General features: G+C 67.2%; 19 protein-coding genes and 2 pseudogenes. 11 read left to right on the plus strand and 10 right to left on the minus strand.

The window, feature by feature from the left end; all coding sequences use genetic code 11:
- Genes ade through ROSELON_RS04280 form a run of 3 tightly spaced genes read right to left on the minus strand, consistent with a single transcriptional unit; the run spans nucleotide 1 to nucleotide 3,524 of the window.
- Entirely contained in the window at nucleotides 1–1,815 is a 1,815-nt protein-coding gene (gene ade / locus ROSELON_RS04270) for an adenine deaminase (RefSeq protein WP_038650163.1), read from the minus strand.
- Between the two features lie 57 nt (nucleotides 1,816–1,872).
- Nucleotides 1,873–2,577: a sulfotransferase-like domain-containing protein gene (locus tag ROSELON_RS04275; protein ID WP_025311193.1), complete on the minus strand. Its 705-nt coding sequence runs from the start codon at nucleotides 2,575–2,577 to the stop codon at nucleotides 1,873–1,875.
- 53 nt (nucleotides 2,578–2,630) lie between these two features.
- Complete coding sequence (locus tag ROSELON_RS04280) at nucleotides 2,631–3,524, minus strand: D-amino acid aminotransferase (protein WP_025311194.1); 894 nt, start codon at nucleotides 3,522–3,524, stop codon at nucleotides 2,631–2,633.
- Nucleotides 3,525–3,632: 108 nt separating this feature from the next.
- Between ROSELON_RS04280 and msrA the strand changes: the two genes are divergently transcribed.
- Nucleotides 3,633–4,298: a peptide-methionine (S)-S-oxide reductase MsrA gene (gene msrA, locus ROSELON_RS04285; protein ID WP_025311195.1), complete on the plus strand. Its 666-nt coding sequence runs from the start codon at nucleotides 3,633–3,635 to the stop codon at nucleotides 4,296–4,298.
- A gap of 7 nt (nucleotides 4,299–4,305) precedes the next feature.
- Here msrA and ROSELON_RS04290 read toward each other — a convergent pair whose 3' ends face one another.
- Nucleotides 4,306–4,593 carry a YggT family protein gene (locus ROSELON_RS04290; RefSeq protein ID WP_025311196.1) on the minus strand — a complete coding sequence of 96 codons (288 nt, stop codon included), beginning with the start codon at nucleotides 4,591–4,593 and terminating at the stop codon, nucleotides 4,306–4,308.
- Between the two features lie 125 nt (nucleotides 4,594–4,718).
- Between ROSELON_RS04290 and ROSELON_RS04295 the strand changes: the two genes are divergently transcribed.
- The 4 genes and pseudogenes from ROSELON_RS04295 (at nucleotide 4,719) to ROSELON_RS04310 (ending at nucleotide 8,489) form a co-directional block, all read left to right on the plus strand.
- Nucleotides 4,719–5,249, plus strand: a complete 531-nt coding sequence (locus tag ROSELON_RS04295; RefSeq protein WP_025311197.1) for an acyl-CoA thioesterase — start codon at nucleotides 4,719–4,721, stop codon at nucleotides 5,247–5,249.
- A 51-nt stretch (nucleotides 5,250–5,300) separates the two neighbouring features.
- Nucleotides 5,301–6,702: pseudogene (locus ROSELON_RS04300) on the plus strand (MFS transporter).
- Nucleotides 6,677–7,620: pseudogene (mepA, locus tag ROSELON_RS04305) on the plus strand (penicillin-insensitive murein endopeptidase). The pseudogenes ROSELON_RS04300 and mepA overlap by 26 nt, the downstream one beginning before the upstream one ends.
- Nucleotides 7,593–8,489: an esterase-like activity of phytase family protein gene (locus tag ROSELON_RS04310; RefSeq protein ID WP_084613645.1), complete on the plus strand. Its 897-nt coding sequence runs from the start codon at nucleotides 7,593–7,595 to the stop codon at nucleotides 8,487–8,489. Before mepA ends, ROSELON_RS04310 begins: the two are co-directional and overlap by 28 nt.
- An 11-nt stretch (nucleotides 8,490–8,500) precedes the next feature.
- On the opposite strand, the gene ROSELON_RS04315 is transcribed toward ROSELON_RS04310, so the two are convergent.
- Nucleotides 8,501–9,346 carry an LOG family protein gene (locus tag ROSELON_RS04315; protein ID WP_025311199.1) on the minus strand — a complete coding sequence of 282 codons (846 nt, stop codon included), beginning with the start codon at nucleotides 9,344–9,346 and terminating at the stop codon, nucleotides 8,501–8,503.
- Between the two features lie 113 nt (nucleotides 9,347–9,459).
- Here ROSELON_RS04315 and dapD point away from each other — a divergent pair, with 113 nt between their 5' ends.
- The gene (gene dapD / locus ROSELON_RS04320) at nucleotides 9,460–10,287 is read left to right on the plus strand and encodes a 2,3,4,5-tetrahydropyridine-2,6-dicarboxylate N-succinyltransferase (RefSeq protein WP_025311200.1); all 828 of its coding nucleotides are present in this window, start codon (nucleotides 9,460–9,462) and stop codon (nucleotides 10,285–10,287) included.
- A 79-nt stretch (nucleotides 10,288–10,366) separates the two neighbouring features.
- Here dapD and ROSELON_RS04325 read toward each other — a convergent pair whose 3' ends face one another.
- A complete protein-coding gene (locus ROSELON_RS04325) occupies nucleotides 10,367–10,558 on the minus strand; it encodes a YgaP family membrane protein (RefSeq protein ID WP_025311201.1) in 192 nt (63 codons plus the stop codon).
- 77 nt (nucleotides 10,559–10,635) lie between these two features.
- Nucleotides 10,636–11,226: a Crp/Fnr family transcriptional regulator gene (locus tag ROSELON_RS04330; protein ID WP_025311202.1), complete on the minus strand. Its 591-nt coding sequence runs from the start codon at nucleotides 11,224–11,226 to the stop codon at nucleotides 10,636–10,638.
- A 106-nt stretch (nucleotides 11,227–11,332) separates the two neighbouring features.
- Here ROSELON_RS04330 and ROSELON_RS04335 point away from each other — a divergent pair, with 106 nt between their 5' ends.
- Nucleotides 11,333–11,680, plus strand: a complete 348-nt coding sequence (locus ROSELON_RS04335) for a hypothetical protein (protein WP_025311203.1) — start codon at nucleotides 11,333–11,335, stop codon at nucleotides 11,678–11,680.
- Between the two features lie 3 nt (nucleotides 11,681–11,683).
- Here ROSELON_RS04335 and ROSELON_RS17355 read toward each other — a convergent pair whose 3' ends face one another.
- Nucleotides 11,684–12,724 (minus strand): Hint domain-containing protein, encoded by a 1,041-nt coding sequence (locus ROSELON_RS17355; RefSeq protein ID WP_025311204.1) that lies wholly within the window; start codon nucleotides 12,722–12,724, stop codon nucleotides 11,684–11,686.
- 5 nt (nucleotides 12,725–12,729) lie between these two features.
- Nucleotides 12,730–14,307, minus strand: a complete 1,578-nt coding sequence (locus tag ROSELON_RS04345; RefSeq protein ID WP_038650166.1) for a choice-of-anchor L domain-containing protein — start codon at nucleotides 14,305–14,307, stop codon at nucleotides 12,730–12,732.
- A gap of 275 nt (nucleotides 14,308–14,582) precedes the next feature.
- On the opposite strand from ROSELON_RS04345, the gene dapE reads away from it, so the two are divergent.
- The 4 genes from dapE (at nucleotide 14,583) to ROSELON_RS04365 (ending at nucleotide 21,600) form a co-directional block, all read left to right on the plus strand.
- Nucleotides 14,583–15,728 carry a succinyl-diaminopimelate desuccinylase gene (dapE, locus tag ROSELON_RS04350; protein ID WP_025311205.1) on the plus strand — a complete coding sequence of 382 codons (1,146 nt, stop codon included), beginning with the start codon at nucleotides 14,583–14,585 and terminating at the stop codon, nucleotides 15,726–15,728.
- Between the two features lie 163 nt (nucleotides 15,729–15,891).
- Nucleotides 15,892–18,147, plus strand: coding sequence for a ribonuclease R (gene rnr, locus ROSELON_RS04355; RefSeq protein WP_025311206.1), 2,256 nt, complete (start codon nucleotides 15,892–15,894; stop codon nucleotides 18,145–18,147).
- Nucleotides 18,148–18,284: 137 nt separating this feature from the next.
- Nucleotides 18,285–19,703, plus strand: a complete 1,419-nt coding sequence (locus ROSELON_RS04360; protein ID WP_025311207.1) for a lytic murein transglycosylase — start codon at nucleotides 18,285–18,287, stop codon at nucleotides 19,701–19,703.
- Nucleotides 19,704–19,914: 211 nt separating this feature from the next.
- Entirely contained in the window at nucleotides 19,915–21,600 is a 1,686-nt protein-coding gene (locus ROSELON_RS04365) for a DUF6504 family protein (RefSeq protein ID WP_084613647.1), read from the plus strand.
- Nucleotides 21,601–21,691: 91 nt separating this feature from the next.
- On the opposite strand, the gene ROSELON_RS18100 is transcribed toward ROSELON_RS04365, so the two are convergent.
- Entirely contained in the window at nucleotides 21,692–22,048 is a 357-nt protein-coding gene (locus ROSELON_RS18100; RefSeq protein WP_156945805.1) for a hypothetical protein, read from the minus strand.
- Between the last annotated feature and the right edge of the window lie 13 nt (nucleotides 22,049–22,061).

Raw genomic sequence — 22,061 nt, forward strand, 5'->3', positions numbered from 1 at the left:
TCATTCATCCTCCGTCACGAACAGGTCGGTCACCTCGAAGCGGGTCACATCCACGATCCCGAGGTCCGAGATCCGCAGCGACGGGATAACGACCAGCGCCAAGAGGGAATGCTGCATATAGGCATTGTTGAGCGTACAACCACAGGCGGCCATCGCCTCGACCATCGCCTGGGCCTTGGCGGCGACCTCTTCGGCGGGGCTGTCCGACATCAGGCCGGCGATGGGCAGCTCCACCAGCGCCAGTTCTTCGCCATCCTTCCAGACGGTGACGCCGCCGCCCACCTCGCCCAAGCGCATCGCGGCGCGGGCCATGCTGTCACGATCGGTGCCTACGACGATCATGTGGTGGCTGTCATGCGCCACGGTCGAGGCGACGGCAACGCGCCCCGTGTAGCCAAAGCCCGACACGAAGCCGTTGGTCACCTGCCCGGTGCCCCGGTGGCGTTCGACCAGCGCGATCTGGCACACACCGCCCTGTCCCTCGACGACGCCGTTCACGACCGGCAACTCGGCAGTCAGCGCCTCGGTCGGGGCCTGGTTCTCGACCACGCCGATCACCTTGACGGTTACGGCATTGGCGCCGTCTGGGGCTGTCACCTCGAAATCGGCGGCCTCAAGCGCCTTGCCCAGATGGACCGAGGTTCGCGTATCCTCGGGCCAATCCAGATGCGGGCAATCGACAAGGCACACCCCGTCTTCGGCCACCTTGACCCCACGGGCATAGACCACCTCGATCGGCAGGGCGCGCAGGTCGCTGGTGACGATCATGTCCGCGCGGCGGCCCGGTGCGATCTGTCCCAATTCACGCTCCAGCCCGAAATGTGTGGCGGTGTTGATCGTGGCCATCTGCAAGGCCAGCAGCGGGTCGGCCCCGCAGTCGATGGCGTGCCGCACACAGCGGTTCATGTGCCCGTCATGGACCAGCGTGCCGGAGTGGCAATCGTCGGTGCACAGGATCATGTTGCGCGAGTCGAGGCCCCGTTCGGTCACGGCGGTGATCTGTGCCTCAATATCGTACCACGCGCTGCCCAGCCGGATCATCGCGCGCATGCCCTGCCGCATCCGGGCGATGGCGTCCTCCTCGCAGGTGCCTTCGTGATCGTCGGCGGGGCCGCCGGCGGCATAGGCGTGAAACGCGGGGCCAAGATCGGGGCTGGCGTAATGGCCACCGACCGTCTTGCGCGCGGCCTGCGTCGCGGCGATTTCGGCCAGCATCTTGGGGTCGCCCGACACGACGCCGGGAAAGTTCATCATCTCGCCCAAGCCCACGATGCCGGGCCACGTCATCGCCTCGGCCACATCCTCGGGCGTGATCTCGAACCCCGTCGTCTCCAGCCCCGGCGCGGACGGCGCGCAAGAGGGCATCTGCGTGAAGATGTTGACGGGCTGCATCAGCGCCTCGTCATGCATCAACTTGACCCCGCGCAGGCCGAAGACATTGGCGATCTCATGCGGATCGGTGAACATGCTGGTCGTGCCATGTGGGATCACGGCGCGCGCAAACTCCGCCGGCGTCAGCATGCCGGATTCGATATGCATATGCGCGTCGCACAGGCCGGGGATCAGGTATTTTCCTTGCAGGTCAACGACCTGCGTTTCCGGCCCGATGCAATGGCCCGCGTCGGGGCCGACATAGGCAAATCGGCCTGCGGCGACGGCAACCTGCCAGCCCTGCATCACCTCGCGCGTTTGGACGAGGACGACGGCGGCATCGGTCAGAACCAGATCGGCGGGTTCGCGCCCCGCGGCGACGGCAACAAGGCGGGACGCGGTGGCGGGCCAGCTTGGGACGGGGGAAAGGGTCGTATCCTGCATGGCCCATGGTCACAAAAGCCGCGCGCGGCTTCAAGCGACGATTGCATGACACGGGCGTCAGAGGGCGAGGGCCTGCGCGCGCATCTCCTCGTAGATCGGCAGGGCCTCGGCCAAGAGCGGGCGGTGCGCCTCGGGCAAATCGGGCAACGGCCCCTCGGCCTCGGCGAAGCCGGTCGAGGCATGGACCGCGCCGTACCAGTGCCGAGCCCAGATGCCGTCATAGGGGCGCGGGCCGGGGGGCCAGCGGAGCATGGCGTCGGTGAAATCCATGCCGATTTCCGAGCAGATTTTCTGCAAAATTTCCCGTGGGTTGCGGCGAATATCGGCGCTGTCGATCACGGGGCCGGGCAGCGCCCGCCACAGGTGCATTTGCTGGGGAAACCCGATGTCTTCCAGCGTGACCGTGCCCCGCTTGGCCGCGTAAGAGGCGATGACGCGGGCGGGGTGGCGGATGAGGTGAACATTCACGCAACCCTCGGCCCAATCCAGCGGGAAACCGGGCAGCATGTGATGGGGCATGTGCTTCATGTAAAAGTGTTTTTTGCCCCCAGGGGTCGGGCCGGCACAGGCGGCGGCGACCTTCTCGGGGTCGGCCTCATGCGCCGTGACGATCTCTGCGACCAGGGGGTGATCCATGCCGGTCGCGGCGAGGTAGGGGGCATAGAACGGCTCGTCCCACACCGCGCAATCGCCCCGCGCGGCGAAGCTGTACATCATCGCCGTCGAGAGGTTTCGCGGCCCCGACCACATCGCGATTTTCATGGGTCACACCCCGTACACATGCTGTACACACCCCGTACATACGCGCAGCCCGCTCAGGACCGGGCCACCAGATCCTTGTAGAGCGTCCGAATCCGCTTGGTCATCGGCCCCAACTGCCCGTGGCCGATCACGCGCCCGTCGATCTGACCTACCGGGGTCTGTGCCCCGAAAGTGCCGGTCAGGAAGGCCTCGTCCGCGCCGTAGGTCTCGACCAGCGAAAAGTTCCGCTCGAAGACCGGGATGCCGTCGGCGCGGCAGACGTCGATGACCTTTTGGCGGGTAATCCCATTCATGCAGTAATCGCCGGTGCTGGTCCAAACCTCGCCCTTGCGGATGATAAAGAAATTGCAGGCGTTGGTCGTGTTCACGAAGCCATGCACATCCAGCATCAGCGCCTCGTCCGCGCCGGCCTTTTCGGCGGCGATGCAGGCGAGGATGCAGTTCAGCTTGGAATGGGAGTTGAGCTTGGGGTCCTGCGTCATCGGCAGGCCACGTTGATGCGGCACGGTGGCCAGCCGGATCGGGCGCGGGATGGAGGGGCGCGAATGCTCCATGATGATGACCATGGTCGGCCCCGAGACCGATAGCGCCGGGTGCTGGAAGGGCCGCATCTTGACGCCGCGCGTGACCATCAGCCGGGCATGGGCATCGGTGGTCATGCCATTGGCGGCGCGGGTTTCTTCCAGCGCGGCAACAACGCCCGCGCGGTCGAGACCGATATCGAGGTCGATCGCCAGCGCCGCCTCGAACAGGCGGTCGAGATGGTCATCGAGAAACGCCCATTTGCCATCGTAAAGGCGCAAGCCTTCCCACACGCCATCGCCCAGCATGAAGCCGCTGTCATAAACGCTGACCATGGCCTGCGCGCGCGGCTGCAACGCGCCGTTGACCCAGATCAGGATGTTCTCGTTGCGCGCGTCCTCTTCGGACTGATGCGTGCTGACCATGCTTGCCCTTTCGCGTCGCCGCGGTTCACCGCCGCGTGACCTCACACCCCTGTGCGTTGTATTTCAAGGCCCCTCGGGCGAGCGTGATTCCGAAGATGGAGGACCCAGATGGCCCGCGCCCCGATCAAGGACAGTCTGAAATCCGGCATGCTCGGCCTTGCGATCTGTGCGGCTTTGGCCGTGCAGGGCGGCCGCGCCCATGCCGAGGATATCCGCACGACCGTGGTCGCGGGCGGCTGTTTCTGGTGCGTCGAGGCCGATTTCGAGCGCGTCGATGGCGTGATCGAGGTGGTGTCGGGCTTTGCCGGCGGGACAGTCGAAACCCCCAGTTACCGGCAGGTTGTCGGCGGTGGCACCGGGCATCTGGAGGTGGTCGAGATCACCTATGACGCCGATGTTCTGCCCTATGACCGGTTGCTGCACCTGTTCCTGCGCTCGGTCGATCCGCTGGACGATGGCGGGCAGTTCTGCGATCGCGGTTTCAGCTATACCACCGCGATCTTCGTGGAGACGGCCGAGGAACGCGCCATGGCCGAGGCCGCCATCGCCGCGGCCGAGGCCGAGTTGGGCGCCCCGGTGGTGACACCGATCCGCGACGCAGCCCCATTCTACCCGGCCGAGGCGTACCACCAGGATTACTACCTGAGCGACGACTTGATCCTGACGCGCTTCGGCCCGCGCCGGAAATCTGTCGCCTACGGCCTCTATCGCGAGGGATGCGGACGCGATGCGCGCGTCGAGGCGATCTGGGGCCCGGACGCGCCGTTCCTCTAGCGCGCGGTCACAGGAACAGGGCCACGTTGTTGCGCAGGATGATTTCCAGCGCGTAGAGGCCGATGATCACGATCAGCGGTGCAAGGTCGAGCCCGCCCATCGGCGGCAGCATGCGGCGCAGCGGGCCATAGATCGGCTCGACAAGGCGGTTCAGACCATCCCAGATCTGCGCGACCATCGGCTGGCGCAGATTCAGCACCCCGAAGCTGATCAGCCAACTCATGATGATGTGGACGATCACGACGAAGAACACCACGTCGATCAGCAGCATCAGGATCTGGAATAGCGAGGTCATTGCACGGCCTTTTCGGAAAAACGGGTTGCTGGCCAGATAGGTCCTGTGCCGCGCATGCGCAAGCGCAGGCGGTGACGCAACGATCCCTCTTGCACAGGGCGGCCGGTCGCGCTTTGGCTGCGGGCATGTATCCGTTCCTTCGCCTCTTTGCCCTGACGGTGGCCCAACGGCGCAAGCCGGCACTGGCCCCGTTCGACACGCATCATTTGCCGATGACCTGCCTGCCCTGGGATATCGACGGCTTTGTCGAGATGAACAATGGCCGAATCCTGACGCTGTTCGACCTTGGCCGGTTCGGCCTGTCGATTCGCACCGGCCTGTGGGACACGCTGAAGCGCGAACGATGGGGGCTGGTCGTGGCGGGCAGCTCGGTGCGCTACCGGGCCCGCATCCGGCCGTTTCAGCGCTTTGACATCCGCACGCGCCTGTTGGGTTGGGATGACAAGTTCATCTATCTCGAACAGGCCATGGTCCGCGGCGAGACCGTGTGCAACCACGCGCTGCTGCGCACCGGCGTCACCGAAAAGGGCCGCCTGATCGACCCGCTGCGGGTGGCCGATGCGCTGGGGCTCGAGCGCACCTCGCCGCCACTGCCCGCGTGGGTCGAGGCCTGGGCTAGGGCGGATCGGACACGCCCGTGGCCGCCAAAGATCTGACGGCGCGGCAATTTCATTTACAACGCCGTGGCTTGGGCGGATGGTCGGCGCATGAAGACGCTGACCGATCCCAAACCCCTGCCGCCGCTGCGGCACCTGGACCCTGCCGGCAAGCGGCGCATCTGGGGGTGGTGGGCCTTTGACTGGGCCAGCCAGCCCTATAACACGCTGCTGCTGACCTTCATTTTCGGGCCTTACATCAACGATCTGCTGGGCGACGGCACGGCGGCGCAAACCGCGTGGGGCTACGGTGTGGGGGCCGCGGGCCTGCTGATTGCGCTCATGGCGCCGTTTCTGGGCGCGATCGCCGACCTGTCGGGGCGGCGCATGCCCTTCATCTGGCTGTTCTCGGGCATGTATATCGTGGGGGCGTCGGGCCTGTGGCTGGCGGTGCCGGAGGCCTTCAACCTGTTCGTGGTGATGACCTTTTTCGCCATCGGCCTGATCGGGATGGAGTTCGCGACCATCTTCACCAACGCGCTGCTGCCCAGCCTGGGCCGACGCGAGGATCTGGGGCGCATTTCCGGGTCGGGCTGGGCCTTTGGCTATCTGGGCGGGTTCGTGGCGCTGGTGGCGATGCTGCTGCTCTTTGCCGAAAATGCCGAGACCGGAAAGACCCTGATCGGGCTGGATCCGATCCTTGGGCTGGACGCCGAGGCGCGCGAGGGCACCCGCGCCGTAGGGCCGGGTACGGCGATCTGGTACGCGGTGTTCATGATCCCGTTCTTCCTGTGGGTGCGCGACCCGCGCGCGCCCCAGGCGATCCCGGTGCGCGCCGCCGTGGCCGGCGCCTGGCCCGAGTTGCGCCGCACGCTGCGCGGCCTGCCGCGACAGCGCAGCCTGTTCGCCTACCTCGCCTCGTCCATGTTCTACCGCGACGCGCTGAACGGGATGTATGTCTTTGGCGGGATCTACGCCGCCGGTGTCCTGGGCTGGTCGGTGGTGGATGTGGGCGTCTTCGGCATTCTCGCGGTTCTGACCGGCGCGCTGTTCGCGTGGCTGGGCGGCAAGGCCGACAGCCGCTTTGGCCCAAAACCCGTTATCCTGTTGAATGTGCTGATGCTGACGCTGGTGGCACTGGGGGTGGTGTTCATCAGCCGCGACAGCGTCTTCGGCATTCCGGTCGCGCCCGAGTCGGCCCTGCCTGACATCGCCTTTTACGTGCTTGGTGCCCTGATCGGGGCGGGGGGCGGGCGCGTTGCAATCGGCCTCGCGCACGATGATGGTGCGCCAGGCCCAGCCCGACCGCATGACCGAAGCCTTTGGCCTCTATGCGCTGGCGGGCAAGGCAACGTCGTTCATCGCACCGCTCAGCATCGGTGTGGCCACACAACTCAGCGGTAGTCAGCAGATGGGGGTGACGCCGCTGATCGTTTTGTTCATGCTGGGCTTGATCCTGCTGTTTTTCGTCGATGCCGAGGGGCGCCATGACACGGTTTCGCAAAGGCCCTAGCACCAAGATTGCCCGACGCCTTGCCCTGGGCGCGCTGAGCCTTGTCCTGGCGGCCTGTGTCGGCAGCGGCCCCGCCATGCGCCTGGACGCCACGCAATCGGCCATGCAGGCGCGCCACCTGTTCGGGGCCGAGGCGGTGGCCACGGGCGACCGGGCCGAGGTGATCGGGTTCTATTCCAACGGGTGCGTCGCGGGGGCGCAGCAACTCCCCCAGACCGGCCCGACATGGCAGGCCATGCGCCTGAGCCGCAACCGCAACTGGTCGCATCCCGAAACCATCGATTTCGTGCAGGACCTGAGCCGCGAGGTGGCGCGCACCACCAGTTGGGCGGGGCTGTATGTGGGCGACATGAGCCAGCCGCGCGGCGGCCCGATGCTGACCGGTCATGTCAGCCATCAGTCCGGCCTCGATGTCGATATCTGGATGCTGGCGGCGCGCGACCTGACCCTGACACGCGCCGAGCGCGAAAGCCTGTCCTCGATCTCGGTCCGGTCGCAGCGCGGCGCCTGGATCAACGACAACTGGACGACCGAGCATGCCAGCGTGCTGCGCAGCGCGGCCAGCGACCCGCGCGTGGCGCGCATTTTCGTCACCCCGGGGTCAAGGTCTGGCTGTGCCGCAACACGCCCCAGGGCGACCGCGACTGGCTGCGCGTGATCCGGCCGGCGACCGGGCATCATTATCATTTCCATGTGCGCCTGTCCTGCCCCGCCGGGTCGCGCGATTGCGAGGATCAGACGCCGCCGCCCCCCGGCGATGGCTGCGCCGAGGCCGAAGAACGCGCCGCGCGCATCCTGAACCCGCCCCCGCCCAGCACCGAGCCGCGCCCCCCCGTGAGGCCCGGCCCGCCGCGCGGAAACGGCATCACCCTGTCGCAGGTTCCCGGCCAATGCCTGTCGCTGCTCAGCGATTTGTGAAACGCGCGGCGCTGATCCTGGGGCTGGTCGCGTCTCCCGCGCTGGCCACGGGCGAGGCGCGCCTGATCGGCGAGGTCGCCTTTGACCTGCCGCGCGCCTACGCGTTCGGTGGTCTGTCGGCCATCGAGATGCGCCAGGGCGGGGCCGAGGCCCTGCTGCTGTCGGACCGGGGGCGGCTCTTCACGCTGCGCCTCGATGGGGCGGGCGACGGCCTGCCAGAGGCCGCCCTGATCGGGGACACGACCCTGACCACGCCGGGTGGGACCCTGCCGGACGGCCGCGCCGCCATGGACAGCGAAGGCATGGCGCGTCTGGCCGACGGTCGGCTTGCGCTGTCATTCGAAGGCGACATGCGGTTTGCGATCCATGCCGCCGATGGGCGCGAACTGGCCCGCATCGCCCCGCCGCCCGAGGCGGGCCTTTTGCCCCCGAATGGCGGTTACGAGGCCCTGGCCGCCGACGCAGAGGGGCGTCTCTACACCGTGGCCGAACGCGCACCGGGCAGCGCGCCCCACGCCCTGTGGCGCCATGACGAGGGGGGCTGGCATGTCTTTGCGCGCCTGCCGCGCCAGAGCGGGTTTCGCCCCGTGGCGCTGGATTTCGATGACCGGGGGCGGCTGACCTTGCTGGAACGGCGCTTTGCCCCGCTTGGCGGTTTCGCCGCGCGGATCACGCGCTATGGCGTGACCGCCGATGGTCTGGGCCCGCAAGAGGTGCTGTTGGAAACCCGCCCCGGCATCCATGGCAACCTCGAGGGGTTGAGCCTGTGGCGCGATGGACAGGGGCGGCTCATCGCCAGCATGGTCGCCGATAACGACCTGATCCGGTTCCGCCCCAACAGCCTTGTCAGTTACCGCCTGCCCGACTGAGGCGGTCTTGCCTAGCGGCCCGGGATTTCGCCGCGCTTGCCGGTGTATTCCCAGCCATCGATGATGGCGAGCGCGGCCTCGGCGCTTTCGACGAAGTGGAACAGCGCCAGATCGTCGGCCGAGATCGTGCCGGCCTCGGCCAGCGCATCCCAGTTGACGATCTTGCGCCAGAACTCTTCGCCGAACAGCAGGACAGGCACCTGCTCCATCCGGCCGGTCTGGATCAGGGTCAGGCTTTCGAACAGTTCGTCCAGCGTGCCGAACCCGCCGGGAAAGACCGCGATGGCCTTGGCGCGCAGCAGGAAATGCATCTTGCGGATGCCGAAATAGTGGAAGTTGAAGCACAGCTCGGGCGTGACGAATTCGTTCGGCACCTGTTCATGCGGCAGCACGATGTTCAGGCCGATGGAACAGCCGCCCGCATCCGCGGCGCCGCGATTGCCGGCCTCCATCACGCCGGGGCCACCGCCCGTGACCACGACCATTTCCTTGCAGCCGGTCGCGACCGAGCGTTCGGTGACCGCGCGGGCGAAATAACGGGCCTCGTCGTAGAACCGCGTCAGATCGCGCAGGGTGTCGGTGCGCGCGGTCTCGGCCGCTTCGGGGCGGGGAATGCGCGCGCCGCCGAACAGGACGACGGTCGATACGATCCCGTGCTCGTCCATCAGAAGCGTGGGCTTCATCAATTCCAGTTGCAGGCGCACGGGGCGCAGTTCGTCGCGATTGATGAAATCGAAGTCGTCGAAGGCCAGCCTGTAGGCGGGCGACCGGGCCTGTGGTGTGTCGGGCAGATGGCGGCTGGACTCCACATCGTCCTGCGCCTGGCGGAAGGGGGCGTATCTGGAATCGTCTTCCATGCCGGTGACCTCGTGATGATTGCCCGCCAGACCTAGCCCGCCCCCTGCCGGATTGCCAGCCGGGGATGCGCCGGATATAGCCCAGCCAACGCATTGACCGAAGGGAACCACCGATGTCCAACGCCCAGCTGGAAACCGCCATCGAAGCCGCATGGGACGTGCGCGATACGATCACGCCCTCGACCGGGGGCGAAACCCGCGACGCCATCGAGGCGACGCTGACCGCGCTGGACAGCGGCACGTTGCGCGTGGCCGAAAAGCAGGCCGACGGCACCTGGCACGTCAACCAGTGGGCGAAAAAGGCCGTTCTGCTGGGCTTTCGCCTGAAGGACATGGAAAGCCAGGATGGTGGCCCGCAGGGCGGCCACTGGTGGGACAAGGTCGACAGCAAGTTCAAGGGCTGGGGCGACACCGAATGGCGCGAGGCCGGGTTCCGCGCCGTGCCCAACTGCATCGTGCGCCGCTCGGCCTATATCGCGCCGGGCGTGGTGCTGATGCCGTCCTTCGTGAACCTGGGCGCTTATGTGGACGAAGGCACGATGGTCGATACCTGGGCGACGGTCGGGTCCTGCGCGCAGATCGGCAAGGGCGTGCACCTGTCGGGCGGCGTGGGCATCGGCGGCGTGCTGGAGCCGATGCAGGCCGGCCCCACGATCATCGAGGACAACTGCTTTATCGGCGCGCGGTCCGAGGTGGTCGAAGGCGTCATCGTGCGCGAAGGCTCGGTTTTGGGGATGGGGGTCTTCATCGGCCAGTCCACCAAGATCGTCGACCGCGAAACCGGCGAGGTCATGTATGGCGAAGTGCCGGCCGGGTCGGTCGTCGTGGCCGGTTCGATGCCGTCGAAGAACGGCGTGAACCTGTACTGCGCCGTCATCGTGAAGCGGGTCGATGAAAAGACGCGCTCGAAAACCTCGATCAACGATCTGCTGCGCGACTGATCGCGGCCCATCGCGGCCGTGAAAAAGAAAAGGGGGGCCAATGACCCCCCTTTCCAACCGTCCGGAGAAACGGCTTTGCTTAACTCTTCATGCCGCATGTGTTGATGCCGAGCACCGAATACAAGGGGCAGTAGCCCAGCGCGCCGGTCAAAAGCGGCACAAGGCCGACCCAACCCCAGGCGGTCTGGGGTCCGACGAACACGAGCGAGATCAGCACGAGGCCGGCGATGATGCGCAGGGCGCGGTCGATGGTGCCTTCGTTGCGGGGCATGGGATATCTCCTTTGGTTGTCCAACTGGCGTCTGACGGCAGGTATAGGCAGTCGGCCGTCGGATGACGGTGACAGAGTCACCGGCGATCTGCGGCAATCCGTTCCAGCCCGGCCCGATCCAGCAGGCGCAGGCCGCCCTTCTCCTGGCTGACAAGGCCGGATTTCCCGAACTCGGCCAGGCGCCGCGTGACGAAGGCCCGGCCCGAGGCCGTTTCCGCGGCCAGCTGGCTATGCGTCGCGGCAACGAAACCGCCCTGATCCGTCAGGCGCAACAACGCCCGCGCCAGACGGGCGTCAAACCCGGTCAGGGCCACATCCTCGACCAGTTGTTCGAATTCGCCAAAGCGGTGGGCGACCGACCCGAAGACCAGATCGCGAAAGGCGGCGTCCTCGGCCACGCGGGTGCGAAACTGTCCGGGCGGCACCAGGTCGCCCGTGATGTCGGCCTCGACGATGCCTTCGGCGGAATAGGTGCGATCCAGCGTCAGGCAGGCGAATGTCTGCAGGCAGATGCCGCCGGGCTGCACCCGATACAGCACGACCTCGCGCCCGTTGGCCCCGGTCAGCGACACGCGGATCGACCCCTGGGTCAACACCAGAAAGCCTGGGCAGGGCTGGCCTGGACGGAACAGGACGGTGCCTTTGGGCGCGGAAAACGGGCGGGACATGCGCGGGCTGCCTTTGGCGGTCTTGCGAGGACCCCGACCATTCCGCGCCCCCGCGCCAAGGTCAACGGCGCTTGACAGCGCGCCCGGCCCGCCGCATGCCCGCGCCATGAGCAAGGACAAGAAAACGCCCCGCACGCATTCGGTCTTCATGCTGGTGGTCGAGGTCGGCCGCAAGGATGGCGACGGCCTGCCCGAGGGCGCCACGGGGGCCGGGTTGGTCTGCTATGCCTCGGGCGTGGACGAGGCCGAGGCGGTGCGCGAAACGGTGGCCGTGCTGAAACAGGCCGATCTGAACCCGCTGGACGTGACCGGCTATGGCACCCGCGAGGAACGCGAAAGCCAGGGCGAAGAGATCACCGAGGACGACGCCGCGCTGATGCAGCGCGCGGCCGAGGAAAACGCGGTGATCGTCGTGCAGGTCACGCCGTTTTTCGGCAAGGACGGTGTGCACTGATCCTCAGATCAACGCGCCATGGCCCGTGGCCGAGGTGCCAAGCAGCGCGCGCGTGCCCGCCCGGTCGAGAAGCAGGCGCGAGGTTTGCCCATCGCGGGGGACGAGCATCGCCACACCGCCGGGGGCCTCTTCGGCCGCGACGACCTCGGACAAGGTGGCGGTTTCGATGCGGCAGCGCCCGATGGCAAGGCAGTCGGGATCGTCCAGCATCAGGTGATAGAAGCGGCGAACGGCCTGTGTCCGGTCGATCCGCGCCGCATGATCCGAGACCAGATCCCCGGCGCGGAGCAGCACCTCGTCCTGGCCGGTGAGGTATTCGACATCGGGGCCGCTGCGCAGGATGCGCGTCTGCGGCGTGACGCAGATGTCGCGGTCGAGACCGAAATAGGGCGCCCGCATCAGGATCGGCGCGGCATGGCCCAGGCAGAGCCGGTCACGGGCGGCGATCCAGCAGACAGGATGGGCGCGGCCGTCGCGGCCGATCACGCGGTCGCCCACAGACAGGCGTTCGACGGGGGTCGGGCCCGCTTCGGTCAGGATGCGCGCCCCGGCCTCGATGCCCGGCAGATCCGTTGCCGGAAGCGCCATGGTGGCCAGACCCGCCACACAGGCCAGGCGGGTATAGCCATGCTCGGCCGGCCAGAGATCGCGCAGGCGCGCGGGCCAGGCCAGCCCGAGGCGCGCCATGTGCCGCTCGGCGCTGGTCACGTTCAGGATATCCACCATGTCGCGCCGCCCGCGCGCGCAGAGCACGAGGCGCAGCACCATCATGTGCCCGCCCGAGAAAAAGCCGGGCGGCGTGAACAGATCCATCTCGTCCATGCGCAACCGCAAGGCCCCGTCCGGCATCAGGAGAAGCGCACAGTCGCGCGCGCACCCGCCAGACCCCCGCCAGATCCGCAAGGGGCGCCGCCCCGGCGTCGGCATGCGCATCTCGAGCCAAAGGGTCAGCGCCTCGTGCTCGCGGTCCGGGGCGATCGCGCGCGCGCCCGTGCCGGGCGTCGGGCACATGCCCCCATTCTGCCAGATCGCGACCCAGGTCATCGGCGTCACCCCACCAGAGCCAGGGCTTCGTATGGTTTCAACGAGCGCCGCGCGGCAGGGCCGTACCCCTCGTGGCTGGCCGGGTCGATCTTGGGGAACAGCGACAGGATCTCGTCGCGCACGGCGGCCTCCATGTCGTTCATCACGCCCGGGCCGGGCTGAAAGCTCTCGGTCTCCAGACCGGCGGACCAGACGATCTGATGCCGGTCGAACAGCAGGTGGAAATACTCGACCTCGTCCATGTCCTCGGCGAACCGGACCGAACACCCGTTCACCAGGTCCTTGGCCGCCACCAGGACCTCGTCCTCGTTGAACATCAGCTCGGCCATCCAATGCGTCAGCAGGATGCGGTGCTGCGGTGACACCACCAGCCGCCCGTGCAGGCCGAAGGTGCCGGCCTCGATCACCACGGGGCGGAACCGCCCCTCGGCGCGGACGCGGCGCGCGCCAATCCATTTCAGGGGCTGCGCGCCGCTATCGCGCGTCTCGACAAGGTCGCCCACCGCTAGATCCTCGACCGCGACCTCGCCGTCGGGGGTGCGGATCATCGTGCCCCGGGCAAAGCAGGGAACGGCCGTGATGGTGACAAAGGCGGTGTCCGTGATGCCGTTCTCGTCCTGCACCGTGTAGGTGAAACTCTCGGTCACCGGCCCGGTCAGGCCGGTCTGACCGGCGGGCGGCACGACCTCCAGGGTGCCATCGGCCAAAAGCGTCACCTGGTGACCGCTGGGCAAGGTGATCGTTTCGCCCACCGCGATTTCCTGGCCGTTGACATGGGTGATCGTCATCACCCCGCCGGTGCCGTCATTGGCCAGCACGTCCATGATCACGCTCTGACCCTCGAAATGGGTCACTGCGTCATCCTCGGCGATAAAGGCGGTCTGCCCGCTTTCCGCGGCGATCAGGATGTTGGAGTCATACGAGCTGTCGCCGACATCGGCGATGGCAATCAACAGCTCGTTCACCGTGCCGGGGTTCACCGCCATCTGCACCGACAGGGTCACGGTGAACCCGTCCATCTCGGTGTTGAACGCGTCGCCGGTATTGTCGTTGAACAGGTTGGCGTTCTCGGTCTGGTTGACCGAGTTGATCTGCGTGACATTCACCACGGGCGAGGTCACAAGCTCGCCATTGATGTAGAAGGCCACGACATCGTTGAATTGCGAACCGGTGAATTCGGGGTATTCCTCGGACGCGAAGACGAACTGCATCGTCATCGTGTCGCCGTCAGGGATGAAATCGATCGTCAGGATCGATGCGTCAAAGGTCGAGGCCCCGCCGGCCGCCGCGTTCAGCAGCGGATCGTTGTTGTCGCCGCTCGTGTTCGTCGAGGTTCCCGTGCTGCGGTTCGGATCACCGTTCGACCGTGTGAAGCTGCGGGCGTTCCCTGTAGACAGAATGACCCCGCTGTCGCCCGGCGTCACACCCGGCGCGATGCTGTCACCGCCCGAATAAATCGCCGATGAACCCCTCGCCCCGTCATAGCTGGCCCCGACGACGGTGACGCCCTCGCCCATGATGGTTTCGGCCATCTCGGTGGCGTTCGCACCGGTGTCGTAGTTGAGTTCTTGCCCCGTCGCCATGCCTGCCCTCGTCCTCGGTCGTGGCAAGCGGCGCTGCGCGAAACGCCCCGTTTCGCGCCGGGGCGAAATGGGTCGCGTTTTTCGTGCCTGTCATCCGTCCCGCGGTCGTTGCCGCGCCTGCCTCGACGGTTTTTCTTTGTTTCCATCACCTTGCCCGAATTTCGTCGCAATTGGAATCCCGTCGCCGCAGGCCGACGGGATGGCGGCCCCCATTGTGCCTTTCGGGTCACGGCGCTACCTCAGCGGGCAACCATCGCCAAACCCCCGGAGCCGCCATGCCCACCGATCCCGCCGCCCTGACCACCGCCCTCGTGAGATGCCCCTCGGTGACCCCCGAAGAAGGCGGCGCGTTGCAATTGCTCGAAACCACCTTGAGCGCGGCCGGCTTCACCTGCACCCGCGTGGATCGAAACGGCACGCCCAACCTGTTCGCGCGCTGGGGCACCAAGGGCGCGGAAAAGACATTCGGCTTCAACGGACACACCGATGTCGTGCCCGTGGGCGACGAGGGCGCCTGGACGCATCCACCCTTTTCCGCACATCTGGAGGACGGCTGGCTTTACGGGCGCGGGGCGACCGACATGAAATCGGGCGTCGCCGCCTTTGCCGCCGCCGCGATCGACTTCGTCAAGGACACGCCCCCCGATGGCGCGATCGTCCTGACCATCACCGGCGACGAGGAGGGGCCTGGCCGCGACGGCACCATCGCCATCCTCGACTGGATGGAACAGGCGGGCGAACGCATGGATGTCTGCATCGTGGGCGAACCCACCTGCCCCAAGGTGATCGGCGACATGATCAAGATCGGACGGCGCGGGTCCATGACCGCCCATTTCGAGGTGATCGGCAAGCAGGGCCATTCCGCCTATCTGCACAAGACGCTGAACCCTATGCCCGCGGTCGCTCTGCTGGCGCATCGACTGTCCAGTCACACGCTGGACGAGGGCACCGATCATTTCGACCCCTCTACCCTGTCGGTCACCACCATCGACACCGGCAACCCGGCCTCGAACGTCATCCCCGCCCGCACTCGCATGACGGTCAACCTGCGCTTCAACGATCTGCACACCGGCGCCAGCCTGACCGACTGGCTGCGCGCCGAGGCCGACCGCGTCGCCGAGGAAACCGGCACGCGGATCGAGATGCGCCCCCATATCTCGGGCGAGGCGTTCCTGACGCCCCCTGGCGACCTGTCCAAGCTGGTCTCGGGTGCCGTTGCCAAGGCCACCAACCGCCAGCCAGTACTCTCCACCACCGGCGGCACGTCGGACGCGCGTTTCGTGAAATCGCACTGCCCAGCCGTGGAATTCGGCCTTGTGGGGCATCGCATGCACGAGGTCGATGAGCGTGTCTGGGTGCAGGACATCCACGACCTCAAACGCATCTACACCCAGATCCTCACCGACTATTTCACGGGCTGACCTGCCCCATCTTTATCCTTCAAATATGCCCGCCGAAGGCGTCAGCGCGGCAAGGGGCCCCTTGCCCCTTGCCGCGCTTCCCCGGGCGACGCGCGCAAGGCGCGGCGCAACACCCGCCAACTTCCCGCATGACGCGCCCGCGGCCCCGTGTTACGCCAAACGCATGAGCACGCTTCCCACCAAGGACCAGATCCTCGCCTGGATCTCGGACAACCCCGCCAGCACCTCGAAACGCGATATCGCCCGCGCCTTCGGGATCAAGGGGGCCGACCGGATCGACCTCAAGCGCATGCTCAAGGAACTCGAGGACGAGGGCCATCTCGAGAAGCGCAAGAAGACCTATCGCGACCCCGACAAGCTGCCGCCCGTGGCGGTGTTGCAGGTCACCGGGCCGGACGATCTGGGCGACATGTTCTGCCGTCCGCTGGAATGGCAGGGCGAAGGGGCCGAGCCGCGCATCCTGTTTTCCGCCCGCGCCACCGACCCGGCCATCGGCGCGGGCGACCGCATCCTTGCCCGCCTGCAAGAGGTGCAGGGCGAGGATCACCACTATATCGCCCGCCTGATCCGGCGCATCGGGACGAACCCGAAAAAGATCCTGGGCATCTACCGCAAGGGGGCCGAGGGCGGGCGCATCGTGCCCATCTCGAAGGGGGCCGACAAGGAATGGCAGGTGCGCGCCAGCGACACCCATGGCGCGCGCGACGGGGAACTCGTCGAAGGCGAACAGGCCGGCCCCAAGGGGCGCATGGGTCTGCCGCGCGCGCGGATCACCGACCGTCTGGGCGACCCCGGCGCGCCGAAATCCGTCAGCCTGATCGCGATCCACGAACATGGCATCCCCGATGCCTTTCCCGATGCCGTCATCGCCGAGGCCGACAGCAAAAAGCCCGCGGGCCTGTCGGGGCGCGAAGACCTGCGCGACATGGACCTTGTCACCATCGACCCGGCGGATGCGCGCGACCATGACGACGCCTGCTATGCCCATGCCGATGACGACCCCAGGAACCGGGGCGGCCATGTCATCTGGGTGGCCATCGCCGATGTCGCCCATTACGTGGCGGCGGGCAGCGCGCTGGACCGCGAGGCGAAGAAGCGCGGCAATTCCACCTATTTTCCCGACCGCGTCGTGCCGATGCTGCCCGATCGCCTGTCAGGGGATCTTTGCTCGCTGCACGAAGGCGTTCCGCGCGCCTGTATCGCCGTGCGCATGGTCATCGACGCCGAGGGGAACAAGATCGGCCACCGCTTCGTGCGGGGGCTGATGCGCTCGACCGCGTCGCTCAACTACCAGGAGGTTCAGGCCGCCGAGGATGGCGCGCCCAACGACAAGACCGCACCCCTGGTCGCGCCGGTCATCGCGCCGCTTTACGCCGCCTACCGCGCGCTGCGCGATGCACGCAACCGCCGCCAGCCGCTGGACCTCGACCTGCCGGAGCGGCGGATCGAACTGTCCGAGGACGGGCATGTCACCTCGGTCGCCTACAAGGACCGGCTCGATGCCCATCGCATGATCGAGGAATTCATGGTGCTGGCCAATGTCGCCGCCGCCGAAACCCTGATCGAGAAACGCACACCCCTGCTGTTCCGTGTCCACGAGGAACCCAAACCCGAAAAGATCGAGGCCCTGCGCGAAACCGCCGAAGCCTCGGGGTTTTCGCTGGCCAAGGGGCAGGTCCTGCAAACCCGCCAGTTGAACGCCCTGCTGTCCCAGGCCGAGGGGACCGAGTTCGACGAGCTGATCAACATGACCACGCTGCGGTCGATGACGCAGGCCTATTACAGCCCCGAGAATTTCGGACATTTCGGGCTGGCGCTGAAGACTTACGCGCATTTCACCTCGCCCATCCGGCGCTATTCCGACCTTGTGGTGCACCGCGCGCTGATCTCGGCCCATGGCTGGGGGCGCGACGGGCTCAGCCCCGACGAGGTCGAGCGGCTGGACGAGACCGCCAAGCATATCTCTGACACGGAACGCCGCTCGATGACGGCGGAACGCGACACCAACGATCGCTACCTTGCCGCCTTCCTGTCGGACCGGGTCGGCGCGACCTTCACGGGGCGGATCTCGGGCATTCAGCGCTTTGGCGCGTTCGTGAAGCTGGACGAAACCGGGGCGGACGGGTTGCTGCCCATGCGCGCCATCGGGCACGAGTATTTCCATTTCGACGCCGATACACAGACGCTGATGGGGGCGGATTCGGGCCTGACCATCGGCATCGGCGACCGTGTCACCGTCAAACTGGCCGAGGCCGTGCCGGTGACCGGCGGCCTGACGCTGGATCTGGTCGAGCTGGAGGGCCAGAGCCTGCCGCGCCGTCCGCAAAGGGGCAAGCGCGGCGCGCCCCCGCGGCGCAAGGCCGGCCAGGCCGCGCGCAAGAAGGTCAAGCTGCGCAAGAAGGCCGCGCGGCGATCCTAACCTTGTTTTAACCTGACCGTGTCAGAGTGACCGGCAAGAGATCGCGCATTGTTGCGTGGTCCATACAAGTTTTCTTGGAATCGGTTATATTATCCACAACAAAGCTCGAAACAGACTCACAGGCGACTGGCCCCCTCATGCGTGGCACTTTTTTCATATCGACCCTGATACTGGCACTGTGGACCGGCCTGGCGGCCGCGGCCCCGCCGCGAACGTCTCTGGTGCCGATGCCCAGACCCGATGCCGGCGCGGTCCAGCCCGTGACGCTGGTCTCCTCGGCCCCGGCCCGGGCCGAGACCGAAACGCGGGCGCAACCCACCAGCCTGCTGGCCGTGGCCTCGTCCATGCGGCCCAGCCACAGGGGCGCCCCGCCCGAAGGGTTCGTGGCACGGACCGAACGCATGGCCGCCGACCGGATGGGCCGGGTCGAGGACCCTGAGTTTCGTCGCTGGATCGACGGGTTTTTCAGCCGCGCCCGCGCGCAGGGCATCACCACGGGCACGCTCGAGGCGGCCTTTACCGGGGTTCAGTTGAACACCCGCGTGCTGGAGCGTGACGCCAACCAGTCGGAATTCACACGAGCTTTGTGGGATTACCTCGACTCGGCCGTGTCGACGGCGCGCGTCGAAAACGGCCGCGCGGCCTATCGCCGATACGAGGACGAACTGGCCGAGATCGAGGCGCGATATGACGTCGATGCGCGCGTCATCGTGGCGATCTGGGGGCTGGAAAGCGCCTATGGCGCGTTGCGCGGGTCCGACGACATCATCGAGGCCATGGCGACGCTGGCCTATGAAGGGCGGCGGCAGGATTTCTTCGAGGCGCAGTTGATCGCCGCCTTGCGCATTCTGCAATCGGGCGATGTGCGCCCGCGCGACATGCAGGGCAGTTGGGCGGGCGCGATGGGCCACACCCAGTTCATGCCGACCAGCTATCTCGAGCATGCGCAGGATTTCGACGGCGACGGGCGACGCAACATCTGGTCGGACGATCCGCTGGATGCCCTGGCCTCGACCGCGGCCTATCTGGCCCATTTCGGGTGGGAGCGCGGCCAACCCTGGGGGGTCGAGGTACGTCTGCCGGACGGGTTCGACTTTGGCCTGGCGGGCGAACGCACCCGCCGGAGCGCCGCGTTCTGGCGCACCCAGGGCGTGCGCCTGGCCGATGGCGGCGAGGTGCCCGATCACGGGGACGCCTCGATCCTGCTTCCGGCAGGCTCGCAGGGCGTCGCCCTGATGGTTTTTGACAATTTCCGCGTCATCGAACGCTACAATCCGGCCGATGCCTATGTCATCGCCGTCGGCCATCTGGGCGACCGGATCATGGGCGGCCCCCGGTTCCGGGCCGATTGGCCGCGCGAGGATCGGGTCCTTTCGTCAGATGAACGACGCGAGTTGCAGCGGCGGCTGACCGCGGCGGGCTTTACCACCTACGGCGTCGACGGGATCATCGGCCCGAACACGATCGAGGCGGTGCGCCGCTTTCAGCAATCCATCGGGGATGTGCCCGACGGCTACGCTTCGTCGCGCGTTCTGGAGCGGTTGCGCAACTCCTGACGGGGTTTGACACGCGCGCCCAAGGCGACCGCCTCTGGCGTGGCCTCGTCGCCTGCCCGAGCGGCCCGTATCGGCCGGTCGGCACGGCACACCCCGCCTTGGGCATCTCGGTCATGGCAGTTGAAGCATCGGGTGCCCGACTCCACTCGACTCGGGGCGGTGATCCGGATAAATTGGAACAAATAGGGAACAAAAGCAGAGCTGCCCTGCCTTGTCCGCTCCGACGCCCCATCACGACCCGAGGACCGCTCGGCGTATCCTGTCGCTGTGGTTTCCACGGCTGGCGGCCGAACGGCTTTTGCGCGGTGACCCGGCCCTGGCCGACGCCCCCCTGGCCGTGATTGCCGAAACGGGAAACCTGCGCGAGGTGGCGGCCCTGACCCAGGCCGCCGAAACACGCGGACTGACGCGCGGCCAGCCCTTGAGCGACGCGGTCGCGCTGTGCCCCGGCCTGCTGACCCGCCCCGCCAACCCGGCGGCCGAAATGGCCTTTCTGGCAGCGCTGCGACGATGGGCCGGCAAGTTCAGCCCCTGGGTGGCCGAGGATGCGCCCGACGGGTTGATGGTGGACCTGACCGGATGCGCGCATCTGTTTGGCGGCGAGGCGGCCCTTGTGCGGCAGGTTCGATCCGATTGCGCCGACCTTGGGCTGAGCGTGCGCACGGGGATCGCCGACACGGCCGGCGCGGCCTGGGCACTGGCACGGTTCGCACACAGATCCTCGGACATCATGGCCGGACGGAATGGCGATGCCATCGACCAGGAGGCCCGCGCCACCCGGTCCCGCGCCGGAAAACGCAACCGGCCAAGGGTGGCGGCGCCCATGGCGGGGGCGGGCGCAGAGGAGGGCCAGCACATCGCCCCACCCGGCACCACGCGGCAAGCGCTGGCGCCCCTGCCCATTGCCGCGCTGCGGCTCCCCCCCGAGACGGTCACCGGCCTAGCGCGCCTGGGGCTGCGCCGTATCGGCGATCTTTGGGGCATGCCGCGGGCCGGTCTGACGCGTCGCTTCGGGGCGCAACTGGTGCACCGGCTGGACCAGGCCCTGGGGGTGATGCCCGAACCGATCTCGCCCGCGCGCGCGCCACTAAATTTCGCCCTGCGCCTCAGCCTGCCGGACCCGATCGGCTTGCTGGACGACATCATGGCCGGGCTGGATCGCCTGTTGCCGCCGCTCTGCGCCAAGTTGCGGGCGCAGGCGCGCGGTGCCCGGCATCTGCGGCTGGAGTTGAGCCGCGTCGATGGCGACACCCAGGTGGTCGAGATCGGGCTGGCGCGCCCCGCCGACCACCCCGACCGGATGCGCCCCCTGTTCGAGATGAAGCTGGGCGACGTTGAGGCCGGGTTCGGAATCGACAGGCTGCGGCTGGTGGCCGATGTGACCGAGCCGCTGCACCCGACCGAACACAAGGGGGGCTGGGCCGTCAGCGCCGATGCGCAGACCCCGCGCGGCGAAGCCCAGGCCATGGCCGACCTGATCGCGCGGATCGGCGCGCGCGTCGGTCTGGAGGCCATCACCCGTCAACGCCCCGCCGACAGTCATATCCCCGAGAAGACCAGCGTCACCCTGGCGGCCGCCTGGTCGGACCCGGTCGAGACCTGGCCCGCACCGTCCCGGCCGCGCCCGCTGGTCCTGTTTGCCCCCGAACCCATCGCGGCCCCGGACGGGCCCGAACCGCCCGCGCAGTTTCGCTGGCGCGGGCGGACGCTCGGGATACGGGCGGCCAGCGGCCCCGAACGCATTGCCCCGGAATGGTGGCTGGACGACCCCGCCTGGCGCAGCGGTGTCCGCGATTACTGGCGCGTCACGACGACCGACGGGGTGAGTCTGTGGCTGTATTTCGCCCATGGCGGCAGCCTCTCGGGGGGGTGGTTCGCCCAGGGCTGCTTTGACTGAAACAAGGCATCGCGTGCGATTGAACCCCGCTCGCGAACACCCCCCCCGCCAACACGCGGCATTGTCCCCGAAATCAGGTAATTACCTGAAATCAAACCCCCTTCCCAAACGTTAAAGAACCGTTACCCTCTACGGGTCGCGTCGCACACCGGGGGCTGTGCCCGCACAGAACCGGCCCGCTGCCACGGGCACACCCAAGTTCGATCACCGCCGCCCCCTGGCTTTTTTTCAGCAGCGCGCCATGTCGGGTTGCATTCTTCTGCTCCTTCTCCTCCTCATTGTCGGCCACGCTTTTCACGATGGCGACGATGACGACGATGGCAGCGGGTCGAAAACGCTCGGCGGGACGGATGGCGACGACGACCTGATTATCAATGGTGACATGGTTTCCGGCGGCACAGGAACGGAGGAGTTCGGGGCCTTTGACTTTGACCAGATCGAAGGCCAAGCCACGATCATCG

The sequence above is a fragment of the Roseibacterium elongatum DSM 19469 genome, assembly GCF_000590925.1.
Classification (GTDB): Bacteria; Pseudomonadota; Alphaproteobacteria; order Rhodobacterales; family Rhodobacteraceae; genus Roseibacterium; species Roseibacterium elongatum.

Excerpts from the sequence above, each read along its gene's own strand:
- dapE (WP_025311205.1), top strand. The coding sequence starts at position 14,583 with ATGCCCACCGATCCCGCCGCCCTGACCACCGCCCTCGTGAGATGCCCC.
- ROSELON_RS04330 (WP_025311202.1), bottom strand. The coding sequence starts at position 11,226 with ATGTCCCGCCCGTTTTCCGCGCCCAAAGGCACCGTCCTGTTCCGTCCA.
- ROSELON_RS04310 (WP_084613645.1), top strand. The coding sequence starts at position 7,593 with ATGCCTGTCGCTGCTCAGCGATTTGTGAAACGCGCGGCGCTGATCCTG.
- ROSELON_RS04280 (WP_025311194.1), bottom strand. The coding sequence starts at position 3,524 with ATGGTCAGCACGCATCAGTCCGAAGAGGACGCGCGCAACGAGAACATC.
- ROSELON_RS04335 (WP_025311203.1), top strand. The coding sequence starts at position 11,333 with ATGAGCAAGGACAAGAAAACGCCCCGCACGCATTCGGTCTTCATGCTG.
- ROSELON_RS04275 (WP_025311193.1), bottom strand. The coding sequence starts at position 2,577 with ATGAAAATCGCGATGTGGTCGGGGCCGCGAAACCTCTCGACGGCGATG.
- ROSELON_RS04295 (WP_025311197.1), top strand. The coding sequence starts at position 4,719 with ATGTATCCGTTCCTTCGCCTCTTTGCCCTGACGGTGGCCCAACGGCGC.
- ROSELON_RS17355 (WP_025311204.1), bottom strand. The coding sequence starts at position 12,724 with ATGACCTGGGTCGCGATCTGGCAGAATGGGGGCATGTGCCCGACGCCC.
- msrA (WP_025311195.1), top strand. The coding sequence starts at position 3,633 with ATGGCCCGCGCCCCGATCAAGGACAGTCTGAAATCCGGCATGCTCGGC.
- rnr (WP_025311206.1), top strand. The coding sequence starts at position 15,892 with ATGAGCACGCTTCCCACCAAGGACCAGATCCTCGCCTGGATCTCGGAC.
- ROSELON_RS04325 (WP_025311201.1), bottom strand. The coding sequence starts at position 10,558 with ATGCCCCGCAACGAAGGCACCATCGACCGCGCCCTGCGCATCATCGCC.
- ROSELON_RS04345 (WP_038650166.1), bottom strand. The coding sequence starts at position 14,307 with ATGGCGACGGGGCAAGAACTCAACTACGACACCGGTGCGAACGCCACC.
- ROSELON_RS04290 (WP_025311196.1), bottom strand. The coding sequence starts at position 4,593 with ATGACCTCGCTATTCCAGATCCTGATGCTGCTGATCGACGTGGTGTTC.
- ROSELON_RS04360 (WP_025311207.1), top strand. The coding sequence starts at position 18,285 with ATGCGTGGCACTTTTTTCATATCGACCCTGATACTGGCACTGTGGACC.
- ROSELON_RS04315 (WP_025311199.1), bottom strand. The coding sequence starts at position 9,346 with ATGGAAGACGATTCCAGATACGCCCCCTTCCGCCAGGCGCAGGACGAT.
- ade (WP_038650163.1), bottom strand. The coding sequence starts at position 1,815 with ATGCAGGATACGACCCTTTCCCCCGTCCCAAGCTGGCCCGCCACCGCG.
- dapD (WP_025311200.1), top strand. The coding sequence starts at position 9,460 with ATGTCCAACGCCCAGCTGGAAACCGCCATCGAAGCCGCATGGGACGTG.